This is a genomic window from Paenibacillus sp., assembly GCF_048976745.1.
GTDB lineage: Bacteria > Bacillota > Bacilli > Paenibacillales > Paenibacillaceae > Paenibacillus.
Map to the genome: position 1 here is coordinate 1,268,674 of NZ_JBHGUU010000006.1, position 15,059 is coordinate 1,283,732.

Below are 15,059 nucleotides of genomic sequence, written 5' to 3' on the forward strand. Positions count from 1 at the left end.
CCGCATTCGCCTAATGGTATGCGTCATAAATCGGGATATGACATGTAATTCATGTTATATAAGTTGAACTAAAGAATATTCACACTTGCCACTCGATGAGGTCATGATTTACTTACTCTACGATAAAAAAAGATTTGCAGTGACCTTGTGGCCTTCTGCAAATCTTCTTATATTCTATACTACATCTTATTTAATACATCATATCGCTACATGTGCCTTCGCTTGCCTTACAACCAGTATTAAGCCTCTTCTTGCACACTGAGCTGTACATATTGGGTGAGACGACAATACTGAAATAACAGCAACTCTTCATTACCTTGCCCAAAAGCCACGCTACGCCCTTCCTTGATCACATGATTCAACAACTCATGCAGAAAACTCATCTGCAACCGCAAGGATTCCGCTGCGAGCTGCTCAAGTACTTCAATATCTCGGATTCCGAACTGGGATACTCCACGCAGGAGCAGTTCTTCTGACCAGCCGCTAATACGCTGCATGAATTGATTATATTCTTCCAAGTCTCCCCATCCTTCCATTCCCGATATCCAGTTTCAGACTGAGCACCGTTTGACCCTTCAGGAAACTGATTGGGCTAATGCGTTTGGGTTCCACCCGCACAAAGGCATAGAAGTGTTCAAGTGATTGGGAACCATATCCTGACTCCAGTCTTTGGATCATCGTCTGCCAGTCTGTTGAATACGGGAGAGTAAGTGCCAATCGTTCTCCTGTGGCACTCTCAACCGTCAGGACAAGCTCCTGCGTTTGTTTCACAAAGTTATGGTCCACAATTCGAGCAACTTTGATCACAGCCAGTCGTTCTCTAGGCGCAGTGAATAATTCAAATGTGCGCGATTCCTCGTGAAGTACAGATGATGCATTTTGCATGTACTTGCCCATATTTAGCGTCTCCACACCCGAACGTGGCAAAATGGTAAGCTTGGCACCTTCCCCGGAAGATATCCGGCGTTCTTCATTCACTTTCACGGAATGGAATTGGACTTCTGCACCCGCCAACTCACGAAAGGTCAGATGAGGCAGCCATGGTGTGAATGCACCATAATGCTCTGTATACGAGAACTGCTGATCATCATAATATACTGCACGTACATCACTATGGGTGTAAATTTCCTCATCATCGAAACCATAGAAATAATAGGTGATACCACGGAAACCGGATCGTGTCTCCCATGCATCGGCTCCCAGTCCATATAGATGGAGTGAAGGCACCGTATAGTATTTACTTCGAAAACTGCCAATGAGCTGACTCTGCTGAAGGGCTGACACCTGTTTTTCTTCAAGAACCTGAAGTGCAAGATACAGCTTGCTTACCCGATCCAGCATGGATTGCATGGAGAAACGTATATGTCTGTTGAAAAACAACTGTAGTTCGCCTTGAATCCCTCGTAAACTGCGTTCTATGTCAGGCAGGTTGCCACTATGGGCTGCAATGGCCAAAGTCTCCAGTTGTGCCATATAGGACTGTGGGAGACGGGCCAGTCCCGTCTTCAACAATCCTGCCAGCATCATGCGACATTCCTGCACCGTCTGCAGAGAGAACTTGGCTTCGTACACCCGTCCGCTTAGTGCATCCGTATCATCCAGTCCTTTTAGAGCACGATACCGTAACAAAGCTTCAAGCTTGGCCATCTTTCCGGCTGTCTGGGGCACCTTACAAAGAGCCTTCGTGAGACTGGCTTCCTCGGTAAAAGACACCTCAATATGCTGACTTGTCAGATGAACCGTAAGAAGTGAATCTTCAATGATCTTAATTTCCTCTGGGTATCTTAAACGAAATACCACTTCCTCTATCATGGAAGCACTATACGATTTAATTAGCATTGTAAGGTCAGACTCCGTCATCCAGCAAAAGCGAGACTCGATCTCTCGAGACACTGAATGCGGATCTTCGATTGGATCATCGTTTAATACTAAGTTTGATACTGATTCTTTTACTGATACGTCTTTAGGTACGTCCAACCGATCATTATCCGATATCCCTGAGTACTTATCCAGCGCATGCTTCTCGTCTGCATTCATTGAATCCTCTGCCATATATTCCCGTTGATCATACAGAATTGCAATCAGCACATGCTTGCAGATATGCTCTGACGGACAGGAGCAGTCCCAATGATCCAGCGTATTCTCAAGTGTACAGTGTGTCCCATCACTTAACTGGCAACTCACGGATGATGCATTCCATGTGTACGTTACACTTACGCCATTGTCCAACTCTTTTATTGACCTTTTGTACAATCCCTTGTTAGCGTACCGGATCAGATAATCCTCTGTGCACAGCTTCGAAAAAATCCGGAATTTCTCCTTGAATGCACTCACGTCATCAACGCCCCGTTGCTCTCAAAATATCGTAGATCGTTTCACTGAATACGCGACCTGGGACATCGCCCAGCGCAATGGGTTTGTTGTCACCGTAGTAATAATATTGCTTGTTATTCGGTTTGAAGAAATGTAGGGATTCTAGGGTAATGTCATCCAATCCCTCGTAATACGAGATACTCGTACCACTGAATTGTAATTCCGCAACAAGATCTCCGTACTCTTTATAAAATTCATGATACCAGCCGCCATCCTGTGCCTGCCCTTTGATCCAACCGTATTTCTCCAGTGCTTTCGGGAAAGACGTTGGTGAGAAATCAGATTCAGGCAGACGATCATATTCATTCTTCGTTTTATCCTCATCTTCAGGCTGATGGATTTCACGATTCAGCTGTTCAAACGGCTGCTTGATCTCGTAATCTTCCAACTGCGTTGTCCAACTTTCAAGCGTCGCCTGATCCAGTTCCAACGGGTGTATAAGTCCCACCTGTGCACCTGAAGGCAGATCAACCTCATCCTCATCCACAGAATTAAAGGTACCGTCCTCCATATAGCGGAACGTACTAATCAGAGCGCCATCCTCATACATCCCCCAGATCAGACCAACAGCAAATTTTTGCATGATGACATTATCGACAAACAGGGATTTCCACTCATCGGCAGACCACAGACGTTGCTTGGACAATGACTCTTCCAGACGCTGCGCCTGAATGTTAACCATGGATTTGAGATCTTTTTTCAGCTGCGTGAAACGTGCCTTGGACTGTGCTGCCAGTCCAGCATCATCTTTCTGTGCAGGAGCAGGCAGACTCTTGACGGATTTGCCCGTTTCTTCATTGAGTACAACCACTTGCAAGTCTCCATTCACCTTAATCAGGAAGGAACGCTCTCCGTAACTCAGCTGCATGGTTCCTTTTTCATCAAAACCAAGCGTAGTGACCAGTCGATCCTCGAGTTGCTCCGAGGTAAGTCCCATATTATCTGCTGCAAGCTGCAAGGCTTCTTCTGCTGCACCTTTCACCTGGCGGTTCTTCACGCCACGTTTGATCTTGTCAATCGCCATAAGAGCGGATGGATCTTTCAGATAAGCGAGCACTTTTACCGCATCTGCTGCAATCGCGCCACGACTGTTTTCGGTCCATTCCTTAATTTGAGGAGCCAGAATATTAACAATCTGAATATCACCAAAGAGTGCTGAAACATACATCACCCACTTCTCTTTCGCAGGAGCACCTTCCTGAATCCAGACCTGAAGCAATTCACTTGCAAAACGAGCGAGCGACGCCTCACTTACGTAGTCCCGAAATTCATTTAACCTTTCATTCGGACCAGAAGTATGATCCAGCGATTGCACCATAACATAAAGCTTGATTCGGTCATCTACCGGCTGATTATCCTCTGTCCGAATCAGGGAAGGGAGATCTGTCAGGGACAACCAGCTCAGTCTGGACAGCTTTTTGCTATCTGCCTGATCAGCGAGCGCAGCATGAGCATACTCCGGGCTCAGATCTGCGGTATCCAGCAGAATTTGAATCAGGTTCTTCCAATCCGCTGCTTTCTCTTTTTTCAAAAGCTCACCGTACAGCTCCTTGCTGTTTTCCAGACTGCGGATTGCGGTCAGAGCCATTTCTTTGATTCCCGCTTTTTTCTCCGAAAGGTATACGAGCGTATACAAATCCTGATCAGGTATCCGATTGAATTCGGCTAACGCCACACCGTTTGCCTTCTTGGACGAATCCTGCAATCCGGCACGAATCGCTTCGGCCAGTTGTTTCTTCGAGAGCTCATCACGCTGTTCAAAAGTAATCTCCAGAATTAAAATGCGCGTATCCGTTGGCAGTTTCTTGTACTGTGTCAGTGCATAGTCCAGATTCTGCTGAATGATTCGGCGGTATTCGTCATATGGCATGGCTTTGTATCTGTAGTCGGTCATGCCATTGAGAGAGATCAGGCTGGTAAGTAACTTCTCACGTTGCACCTCAGGATCTTGTCCATAACGTTGAAGCAGTTTCTCTCCACTAAACGCGTATGAATTATACATGTCTGAGACAATATCCAGCGTCCAATCGGGATGAGTGGTCAGGATTGCGAATCTGCGCATTGCTTCCGACTCCATGGGCAGAAAACTAATACTGATGAGATTATGAACTCGCTTCTTGTCCCGATTCAGTTGATTAAACAACGCGCGACTATTCGAGTCTTGCCAATATTCCTCAAGGGTGTTTTCCCCACTTAAGTATCTTGCAATAGCAATTCCTTGGCGCCCCCCATCCAATGGATGCCGAAGAGCGGTGAATACTGCCTGCTCCAAGGACTCCTCCGCATTGGGCAGCTCCAATTCCTGATCCTCCATGAATTTTTGAATGCAAAGTTTGAGGAATGGCGTTTTGATCAACTCGTAAGCTCGAATCGCTTGTTCAGGATGATTCGCGACCGCGGATCGTAACATGTTCCAGGAAACGGTGTACATATTAAGCTCGTCCCGCAGCATTTCAACCAACTGATAAGGCTCATCCAGAGGTACAAGTCCGGTAAGCAGATCATTCGGACTCTTTGCTCTCGGGTCCATACTCAGCAAGTAACGGCGAACTTCAAGTGGATAGATCTCATGTAACTGATGCAGGGTGTGAAGCAAAACATCCCCAATCTCACTCTTTGCATCAAGAAACCGTTGTTTGCCTCCACTAATGTTAATCAGGTACAGCAAGGCACTGCTAACCAGTACCATCGTTTGATGGAATACAGCATGTGAACATTGCTCTTTAGAAGAGTAAGACGTATTGGGATACATTTCAGCTATGAGCTGACTACGTTTCTCCTTGAGGAATTCATCCTTTAATTCTTGGGAAGATCCGTTATGCTTGCCTTGAATGTTACTAACCACTATAGGTTCAATTAACGTATGCAGCTCATCCCGTAACCCATCTGCATCATTCGCCATCACATGTTGAAACAACGCTGGCAACGATTGAGCAGCAGATTCAACCTCTGCATGAGAAGGGGTATCACTCAGCTTCGAATATAGTTGCAGGAGCATTAATGCATTAATAACATCCCGATAATTCCCCTGACTGTCCGCTTTTTTGGAATCAAAAAGCCACTGGGCCCGTTTTAATTTACTCTTCAATTCAGCCAGAATTTCGTTCTCGCCTGCAAACTGTTTGATTTTCTCCAACCGGGCCAACAACCCGCCCATGCGATCAGATCTTTTGCTCTTCCCACTTAAGCCGTAGGCTTCTGAATCATTTCCCATACAGATGGTAAAGGCATCCGTTCTCCATGTATTTCTTTTGGAATAAGTCGATTCCAGATATATCACAATAGCCCCGGCACGGTAAAAGATGTCTCCATCATCTTTTTTGGCGAGCTTCATGAGCAGATCAATCGTTTGATATACATAATGACTCGAATTTCCCAACATATCCGGGAACTTGTCTGTCGTTCCCAAGACATAATCAATAATTTCGGAGCTTCGGTCTGTTTTTAATGAATACTCGTTTGAACAGGTTACTGCGAATTTCTCCACCAACGTTTCTACTGCACGGTCTGCGGTAAGCATTACACATTCCTCCTTGAATTTAAGTGATAATCTCGCCAATCCAATCCGCGAGTTCGTTAGGCGTAATTGCTGCTACATGTGCCCCCATATTCGTTAACGTCTGTGCTGCGTGTTTGTTATAGACTGAATCCCCGTTAAAATCGAGTGCGGTGAGAACCAGCAATTTGCATCCTGCATCGATGATATCTTTACAGGCTTTGTACATCTGCGCAATCGGGTACCCTTCCTCCAGGTCACTGACCAAAATAAAGATCGTTTTGCCCGGATTATCGATCAGCGTCTCGCCATAACGCAACGCTTTGGTAATATGTGTTCCCCCGCCGAGCTGCACATTCATAAGCACGTCTACGGGGTCTTCCAGCCTGTCGCTCAGGTCAACCACCTGTGTATCAAAAATGAACAGTTTGGTTCGTAGCGCATTCAAGCGATAGAAGATGCTGGCCATTACCGAACTATAAATGACTGAATCCAGCATACTCCCACTTTCATCTACACCAATGATGATGTTCCACTTATTATGGGGCTGTATATTTCCGTCGAAATACAGTCGATCAATCACAAATCTGCGCTTGTTTTTATCATAATTCTTCATGTTTTTGGTAATTGTTTTTTTGAAATTGAGATTGCGCAAGGATCGTACTGAACTCGAGGTATAGCGACTGCGCTTGCCCATGATACTGGCTCGAGTCTGAGATTCCAGCTTGCTTCGGAGCTCTTCAACCACGGTTCGGACGATCTCTTTGGCGCTCTTTAACACCTCACCTTTCATCCGTCCTTTGAACTGCATAATGTTCTTGAGCAGATTCATGTTGGGTTCGAGAGATTCAAGCAGCTTTTTGTCCGTTAACAATTCTGTCAGTCCATAGCGGTCGAGCGCCTGTTTCTCCAAGATTTCTACCGTTGTTTTGGGGAATAACTCCCTGACCTTGTGTAACCATTTCGGTACAGTCAGATTGGACGCACCGCGTCCTCCCTCTTTTCGATAACCTTGTTCTTCACCGTATTCACGGTTATAGAGATACCCCAGAATCTCATCCATTTCCGTATATTGAAATTCACCCGAAGTGTATTGGTCTGTATTGCACAGCCCTTCCTCAGCCGATTCACCGAGAATCAGGCGCCAGCGATTTAACGTTTCAGCAGAAGGATGCTCGCCTCGTTTGCTTCCATCCAGATTGGAACTTTCATGGTTATCCCTGGATTCGCCAGCGCTCCGATTCGCTTCATTCATATTAGCTTCCATGCGGCAAACTCCTTTCGAAGCGCTTCGTCCCATGCTTTGGACTGGATCAGCATCTGTTCATCAACCGCAGGTCTTGACATCTCCTCTGGTTCAACCTGATGCAGACTTGCCACCCGTTCAGCAATCAAGCCCGTCTCCATGGGTGTAAAGTAGGTAAATGCCAGCCTTAATTCCGGTACCATGCTGATGAAGTCGTCGTATGACAGTTTTTCAATCAAAACATTCAACTCGGACAAGAGCTGATCTTCATATAAAAAAGCGTCACGTGCTACCGTAAATACGCCCTGTAAAAAAAGTGCCGTTTGACGGGTCTGATCCGGTGTACCATGGATATACCCGCGAGCACGATCAACAATCTCATCCCTGGGCCTGTCGCCGAGCCCTGAGGAAATAGCCACACACACACCCTCCAGCTGAGCCGGAAGCTGATGATCGGAGAGAAGCTCATTCAGATGAATTCGGAATGTCTCATCCTGAAAATACGCCTCTGATGACTCCGCGAGCATGGCTAACAGCTTCAATCCCTGAATAATGGCTTCATGTTCATCCGGATTGGCTCTGGATAGCTGTAACAACTTGTCCACGGCGTTCCTATAAGCTTCGGATACAAGGTCAGGGAGATGTTGCTCTTCAGATAATCCGAGTAGCCTGCGGTGCTGGTGAATTCGGTTCAAGACTTGAAGGCTGTTACATAAGGATAGGAAATTCCCATCGGTTCTCAGCGCCGAGCGTACCTGCTCATAGAGCTTCATTGCTGTGTCTTGAAGTCCCATGAGCAGTGCTTGAAGCATGAGTCGGGCAAGTTCACCGCTATGATGATCCGGTATCTCCTGCATCAGTTCTTCCATTTTGCGTGTGGCTGCCCCAGCAAGCGTTCCACCATAGAGGGAGTTCTCTATCAATCTGGCCTCAATGCGGGAAGAGTACATATAAACCCAGGTTTCACGAACCAGATTCATGTCACGCTCTGCGATCCAGTCCGGTCCCGATTGTCGTTTCGCGAATTCCGGAACCAGATAGGTGATGCATTGAAGCAATTGGCTTATCTGACGATGCTCCGGTTTCGCATACAGATCCAACACTTTCTTGTGTTGTCCAGTTGTGCGAATCTGCAATTTGTACCCTGTACAACGCGCCTTGAAATCCTCCACGATGGGGATACTGAATGAATTGGGAGCCACGCTTCCAATGACGTCTCCTGTCAATAACTGCTGCAGTTCTTGCAACGGTTTATCGGTAGCCAAGGTAAGCTCCCCCTTCACAAAGGAAGAGAGTGCTGCATCCAGCAACTCATAGACGCCGCCTTCCCTTTTGCCCCGCAGCCCGGCAAGCCCCTGAATCATACTGTACGCCTCAATCGCATCACTGGTTGATACATGTTCGTGACCATCCCGTAATTTGCGCATCAGCTGAGATAACAAGTCCAGAGCCGTTAGATTGTACGGTGTACTCTTCTTGCGGAGCAGCTGGTTCCATATCTGATCGTAATAATTCACATAAGGCATGCCGCTTGCATATCCATTAAGCCGATCTGCTTCAGCAAAGGTATAGACCATCGGGTACATTTGTTGGTGAACCGTAACTGGTTCAACAGCACGTTGTGGAGAACGTGGAGATGTACCGGTTTTACCTTGTTCATCTGAACATTGATCGGCCTGCTGTGTATCCATCTTCGGCTGGTTCAAGTCGGATTCATGTTTCTCCGGCTGTAAAAGTCCATACGTATGAAATCCACCGGTAACGACCAGCACACGGTCATGCTCAAGTACCGCTTGATTAATACGTTGTCTCATATGTGCTTCCCTTGTCAGATCACCTGATGACTGTAATCGTTCCGTTGAATAGCACATTCGGGAAAGCGTACAATACGTGAATACATCCTGTACGAACTCCGGAGTGGATTTTTCCAGACCGCCAATCTCAAACACCTTTTCCCACAATTCATCAAAACTGCGGCAGTTTGTTTTTTGGCACAACCGGTTAATGAAGTCAGACCCTGCAAGCAAGGTTTCGTCTTGGAAGGAAATCTCCTTTTGTTCTATCTGACCGGATTTGGATGCACGGGTGGAGAAATGTTGATAGTCCAGATCAATAAACTTCGCCGGAATCTCCAGTCGTTTTGCTTCTTTCAAAGCCACATATTCAGGCGAATAACGAAGCATCGGATAATAGCATGCTTCTCTCTCCAATTCGCTCTCATAAGTGTAGTACAGACTGACAGGAGGTAAGGTTGCCTCATCACTCAGAACCGAAATGAATGGATTACCGCTCTCTGGTCCTTCAATCAGGATGATATCCGGCTTGTACTCTTCGATTAAACGTAACAAGTGATATGAACATGCAGGACTATGGTGTCGTATTGGAAAATAGACCGTAGGATTACTCAGGTTATACACCTGGGATTCGAACAAGGATTGCAACTGATCAACATCAGGGTCCAGCACTGCTGTCAACCGATCCATTTTCTCTCCTCATAATAGTCCTTCCACATTCCCTCTTCCCTGGAACGCTCTTTTACGACCTTGGAGAAGTAGGTTTTGAGAATGGACAGATCCTTGTCGTTTTCCTTTGCAATGGTCCCTAACATGTTCTGCACTAATCGATCCAGCGCAATAGCTTTATCTTCGTAATAATAGGAAGTCATCGCACTCTGGACATAGACGGACACTGCTTCTGCCGTACTCATGGATGCTTGAGGTGTGTCCAGCTTGTAGCCTTCCCGTGTCATGCCGGTGCGCAGTTCCATAAATGTTGTAGCTAGCAATTCAACCACATCCGGGTTAATTTCAATATCAATTCCACTATGTAATAACAGGCTTCGTGCCTGGGATTCAATAATTTTGGCTTCCATCTTCACGTTATGAATGGGCTTGATCGTTTCAAAATTAAACCGCCGTTTCAAGGCACCGCTCATTTCGTTAACACCTTTATCCCGAATATTGGCTGTAGCAATGACGTTAAATCCGGGTTGGGCAAACAGTACACCGCCATCCAGTTCAGGAATGCTCATGACCTTGTCACTGAGAATACTGATCAGACTATCCTGCGCTTCAGCGGGACAACGTGTAATCTCTTCAAAACGGGTAAGAATACCTTTCTTCATGCCGTTATATAACGGGGATGGCACAAGTGCCGCTTCCGAAGGGCCTTTATCCAACAGCATGGCGTAATTCCATGAATACTTGATCATGTCTTCCGTTGTGCCTGCTGTACCTTGAATGGTGTTCAGACTGGTGCCAGAAATCGCTGCAGTTAACAGTTCGCTAAGCATGGTCTTGGCTGTCCCGGGTTCTCCCACAAGCATTAACCCCCGATTACCTGCCAAGGTGACTACTGCACGTTCGATCAACACATCATTACCATAAAACTTGCGGGTAATCGGGATCTCTTCTCCATTGAATAGCGCTGGCTTATCCCGGCCAATAATAAAATCGCGCACATAGGCAGGAGATAACAGCCAGTTCGGGGGACGTTTTCCCTGATCCTCTTCTCGCAGTGCACGTAATTCAACCTCGTATAGTATCTCGGCGGGTGGTTTAAGCATCTCCATCGTCAAGGTGGCTCCTCTCACATAAACAGATCGTATGTTCTTATTCCTATCATTTTATCACAGCACTCCAACTTCTACCCGGTAAAACGATAAAAATGGTTGAAACGTCCTTCTTATCAGCACTCTTCCTAAGTCCATGGACATAGCCTCTAGCACAATTATGAAGGTGAAATATCCTTACAGTTGGGTTTCGGCTCCAAATCAGCATACTTATTACCACTGTCAATGCATTTGCATTATAGGTCATATGACCTTAGGAATCATTACACTTCCCATATTGTGTTTCAACCCAATGAGGCCGAATATCACAAAGAAGACACAGGCAGCAACCAGTGTCTTCTTATACATTTATATTTCACCAAATATCAATCCATGAATTTTGATTGAACCAATCAATCTCTCAGATGTCCCTACTTACATTCTACGCCCGCATGAAACGGAATACAGCTCGTACCACTCATAACGGGAAAGCTCGATCTGTGTTGCATCACGACAGGCCAGAATACGTTCTGGTCGAATCGAACCAATCACAGGCTGAATCCCTGCTGGATGCTTCATTAACCAAGCCAGTACAATGGACTCCGGTGTCACCCCTCGCTCCTTGGCCATTCGATCAACCAGCTGCGCCGTATGCTCAATCTCCGGGCGTTGCCCTTCGACGATCCTACCGGTAAATCGCCCTTGAGCAAGCGGCCCCCATGCCTGTAGTTGAATATGTTCTGCCTGACAATATTCCATCGTACCATAGGGAAATACGTTGTCTCTGGCTTGGGGGCGATTCACCGTCACACCAGCTTCTACGAATCCGATTTTGTCCAGACTCATCTCCAGTTGGTTCACAATCAGAGGTACTTTACTATGAAGCTGAAGAAGGCGAATCTGTTCAGACCCCATATTAGACACGCCAAAATGGCGTACTTTACCGGCATGATGCAGATCAGCCAGTGCTTCTCCAATCTCTTGTGGATGGGCGAGCGGATCAGGGCGGTGTAACAGCAAAATATCCAGATATTCGATCCCGAGCCGTTCCAGAATACCGTCTACACTCGCCAGGATATGTGCACCTGAGGTGTCATAACGCTGCGGTCCTTCATCGTCGCCCACAAGACGTATACCACATTTCGACTGTATGATGATCTGTTCACGCAAGCCAGAAGTTTCGGATAAAACCCGCCCCAATACATGCTCTGCCTTACCGCGTGTGTAAATATCCGCCAGGTCAAAATGGTTAATGCCTATTTCCATAGCAGCATCTACCGCCCGATGACCTTCCACGACAAGATCTGACGTAATGGGAAGACCATCCCATTCACCCCCAAACCGCATACAGCCAAGAACCATTCGACTTGCCGGAATCTGGTGGTGATGCAAAGGAAGTTGTGCGTAGGACATGTCAGCGTTCACCTCATTTTCATTTTTATCAAGCATGATAACCGATTTTCTCTACCATGTCTTCTTCCATCTTCCTCTATTTTCCTGCTCTATCATCCAGATGGACCAAAAACAAGGTTTCAAAAGCTTACGTATTGAATATATAGAAGGTGCAGGTATTAAGCAGGAAAATGAGAGGAGATTTTGCATTTGAAACCGAATGAAGTGAACGAATCCTCAAGGCCAGCGTTTTTTACCAAAGAATTCACGCATAACCCTTACCCGGTATATGAAAAGTTAAGAAAAGATGAACCCGTCTTCAGAGTCATGTTTCCACATGGAGAATTCGGCTGGATGATTACCCGATACGAGGATGCAGTCCAGATTCTGAAAGATCCTCGCTTCAGCAAAGACATGGTCCGACGTTACGGCCCTGACAATCAAAGCATTTTCTCAAATAATATGTTATTCTCCGATCCGCCAGATCATAGACGTCTTCGGGGACTTGTACAGAAAGCATTCACGCCCAAGATGGTCGCAGACATGCGAAGCCATATTCAGGACATTGCTGATGAACTGCTGGACAACCTTCCGTCACAGGAAAAAATGAATCTGATCGATGATTTTGCCTTCCCACTACCCATCATTGTCATCAGTGAAATTCTGGGCGTGCCTCTTGAGGATCGAGACAAATTCCGCATGTGGTCCAATACGGTAATTGATGCTTCCACAGCGGAGAGTGCCGAGCTGTTTGAGCAGCATGCCAAGGAGTTCACGGATTACCTTACAGCCTGGTTCGCCAAAGTACGCCAGAATCCTGGCGCTGATCTGATCAGCCAGCTCGTCATTGCAGAGGAATCCGGGCAGCAGTTAACTGAACAAGAACTGCTTGGCGTTGTCTCCTTATTAATCATTGCTGGTCATGAAACAACGGTTAATCTCATCGGCAACGGCATTCTCGCCCTGCTGGAACATCCCGAGCAACGTGAACTGCTTATCCAGCAACCCGAGCTTATTCACAATGCCATTGAAGAGATGCTTCGTTATAACGGACCAGTGGAGTTCAGCACATCCCGTTGGGCTCTGGAAGATATTGAATTCCGTGGAGAGCATATCGCTCAAGGTGAACTTGTTATTGTTGCGCTTGATTCGGCTAATCGGGACGAACAGCAGTTTAAGGATGCTGATATCTTCGACATTACCCGCGAGAAGAGTTCACATCTGGCCTTTGGCAAAGGCATTCACCTTTGTCTCGGAGCACCGCTTGCACGCCTGGAAGGTGAGATTGCCGTCAGCACACTTCTGAATCGTTTTCCAAATATACAGCTCCAGGCAGATGTGAATGAACTAGAATGGAGACCTGGCATGATTGTTCGTGGTGTCAAGGAAATCCCGGTTCAACTTAAATAATGGCTAATTAGGAATAAATGAAAGTGAGGCACATGACATCATGGAAATGAACACCTTGGTATGGATCGTTCTGCTGCTTCTGATCCTTGTATTATTGGTCAGAGTCACTAGCCTGCAACGCCAATTGAATGAATTGAAAAGAGATGTGGAGCGTCTGGAGAATGGTTCAACCGCAACCGCCAGCCCACGCTCCGACTTCAATTACACCTTGTCGCCGAAGGAAGCATCTCCTTCACACACAAGCCAACCAGCCCCAACGGATCTGGATCAGGAGCTGCTTGCACTTATACAACAAGGGAAAAAAATTATGGCGATCAAACGACTGCGCGAGGCCAGAGGTTTGTCGTTGAAGGAAGCCAAAGACTATGTCGATTCCCTAGATCGGTAAATACTAACTCAACTAACTCTCGTTGGATCGCATTGCAGATACCATGAATATCTCTTTGATCGCAGCCGGACAGCTCATTACGATTTTTTCGCTCGTATATGCGCTTGGTACACCTATCATTATTGCACTGACTTCGCGCTGGGATCGTCGCAAGCTGTTGCTGTACTTCCTTGGTCTGTTCGTTCTAGCGAATGTACTTGCCTATCTGTTGCCGGGCTATGGCCTGTTCGTCGCAGCACGTGTCTTGATGGCTCTGGGTGCAGGCGTCGTTGTTGTCACGGCGTTAACCGTCGCTTCCCAAATAGCTGCCGAGGGCAAACAAGCTAGTGCAATTGCCACAGTAATCACTGGCTTTACCGCTTCATTGATTGTTGGCGTCCCGCTCGGAAGGCTTGTGGCTGCATCTTGGGATTGGAAGCTTGTTTTCGCAGGCATAGCCGTTCTTGGCATTCTCGCCATGCTGGTTATTGCAGCCGCCATTCCGCCTTCCAAAGCGGAAGCGTCTGTTCCGCTGAAGAAACAACTGTCTCTGCTCAAACAGCCACGAATTGGTTTGGCACTGCTGGTGACATTTTTCTGGTTAGGTGGTTATTCCATTGCTTACACGTATATCTCACCTTATCTCGTAACCGTTACAGGAATGAGCGAAGCACTACTCAGTTCAGCTTTACTGGCATTTGGCATAGCTAGTCTGATCGGTTCAAAAGTAGGAGGATTCAGTGCTGACCGATGGGGTGTCAAACGGACGTTGATCACCGGCATGACACTGCATATCGTGAGTCTGGTCCTGCTGAATATAACGGCAAGCTCTCATCTCGCTGTCTTGCTTGTTCTGATTTTGTGGTCTTTTGCCGCCTGGTCTTCGGGTCCAACTCAGCAGTATAACCTCGTGACTATGGCTCCCGAATCTTCAGGTATTATGCTTAGTCTGAATAGTTCGGTCATGCAATTAGCCATGGCCGCTGGAGCAGGGATTGGAGGCATCGCGGTCAGCAGCGTTTCATTGTCATCCATAACCTGGATTGGGGCTGTCGGGGTCATTGTGGCTGTCATCATTGTTATTGGCTCGTATCGTTCAGCATCAAGTAAAAGCACACAAACTGATGTATCAAACAACGTTGCCTGATATGAATTCGCGGTACCATTCGTAGTATAAAAAAGAAATCAAAAAGAGAGGCACTGTACACATACAGTGACCTCTCTT

Annotated in this window: 9 protein-coding genes and 1 pseudogene; 3 read left to right on the forward strand and 7 right to left on the reverse strand. The window is 46.7% G+C overall.

Annotated features, from left to right (window positions below):
* Window positions 1–239: 239 nt before the first annotated feature.
* The 7 genes from ACE3K2_RS12210 to ACE3K2_RS12240 all read right to left on the reverse strand — a co-directional run bounded on the left by ACE3K2_RS12210 (window position 240) and on the right by ACE3K2_RS12240 (window position 12,078).
* On the reverse strand, window positions 240–518 hold the full coding sequence (locus ACE3K2_RS12210) for a hypothetical protein (protein WP_421890132.1): 279 nt from the start codon (window positions 516–518) through the stop codon (window positions 240–242).
* Window positions 505–2,334, reverse strand: coding sequence for a hypothetical protein (locus ACE3K2_RS12215; protein ID WP_421890134.1), 1,830 nt, complete (start codon window positions 2,332–2,334; stop codon window positions 505–507). Before ACE3K2_RS12215 ends, ACE3K2_RS12210 begins: the two co-directional genes overlap by 14 nt.
* 4 nt (window positions 2,335–2,338) lie before the next feature.
* Window positions 2,339–5,893, reverse strand: a complete 3,555-nt coding sequence (locus ACE3K2_RS12220; protein WP_421890136.1) for a DUF4132 domain-containing protein — start codon at window positions 5,891–5,893, stop codon at window positions 2,339–2,341.
* Window positions 5,894–5,912: 19 nt separating this feature from the next.
* Window positions 5,913–7,136, reverse strand: a complete 1,224-nt coding sequence (locus ACE3K2_RS12225) for a VWA domain-containing protein (RefSeq protein ID WP_421890138.1) — start codon at window positions 7,134–7,136, stop codon at window positions 5,913–5,915.
* Window positions 7,121–9,598: a DUF5682 family protein gene (locus tag ACE3K2_RS12230; protein WP_421890140.1), complete on the reverse strand. Its 2,478-nt coding sequence runs from the start codon at window positions 9,596–9,598 to the stop codon at window positions 7,121–7,123. The genes ACE3K2_RS12225 and ACE3K2_RS12230 overlap by 16 nt, the downstream gene beginning before the upstream one ends.
* Entirely contained in the window at window positions 9,586–10,686 is a 1,101-nt protein-coding gene (locus tag ACE3K2_RS12235) for an ATP-binding protein (RefSeq protein WP_253436758.1), read from the reverse strand. Before ACE3K2_RS12235 ends, ACE3K2_RS12230 begins: the two co-directional genes overlap by 13 nt.
* 414 nt (window positions 10,687–11,100) lie before the next feature.
* Window positions 11,101–12,078 carry an aldo/keto reductase gene (locus ACE3K2_RS12240; RefSeq protein ID WP_421890143.1) on the reverse strand — a complete coding sequence of 326 codons (978 nt, stop codon included), beginning with the start codon at window positions 12,076–12,078 and terminating at the stop codon, window positions 11,101–11,103.
* 189 nt (window positions 12,079–12,267) lie between these two features.
* On the opposite strand from ACE3K2_RS12240, the gene ACE3K2_RS12245 reads away from it, so the two are divergent.
* The 3 genes and pseudogenes from ACE3K2_RS12245 to ACE3K2_RS12255 all read left to right on the forward strand — a co-directional run.
* Window positions 12,268–13,467, forward strand: a complete 1,200-nt coding sequence (locus tag ACE3K2_RS12245) for a cytochrome P450 family protein (protein ID WP_421890145.1) — start codon at window positions 12,268–12,270, stop codon at window positions 13,465–13,467.
* Between the two features lie 40 nt (window positions 13,468–13,507).
* Window positions 13,508–13,855 (forward strand): ribosomal protein L7/L12, encoded by a 348-nt coding sequence (locus ACE3K2_RS12250; RefSeq protein ID WP_421890148.1) that lies wholly within the window; start codon window positions 13,508–13,510, stop codon window positions 13,853–13,855.
* 22 nt (window positions 13,856–13,877) lie between these two features.
* A pseudogene (locus ACE3K2_RS12255) lies at window positions 13,878–14,981 on the forward strand (MFS transporter); the annotation flags it as partial.
* Window positions 14,982–15,059: the final 78 nt, after the last annotated feature.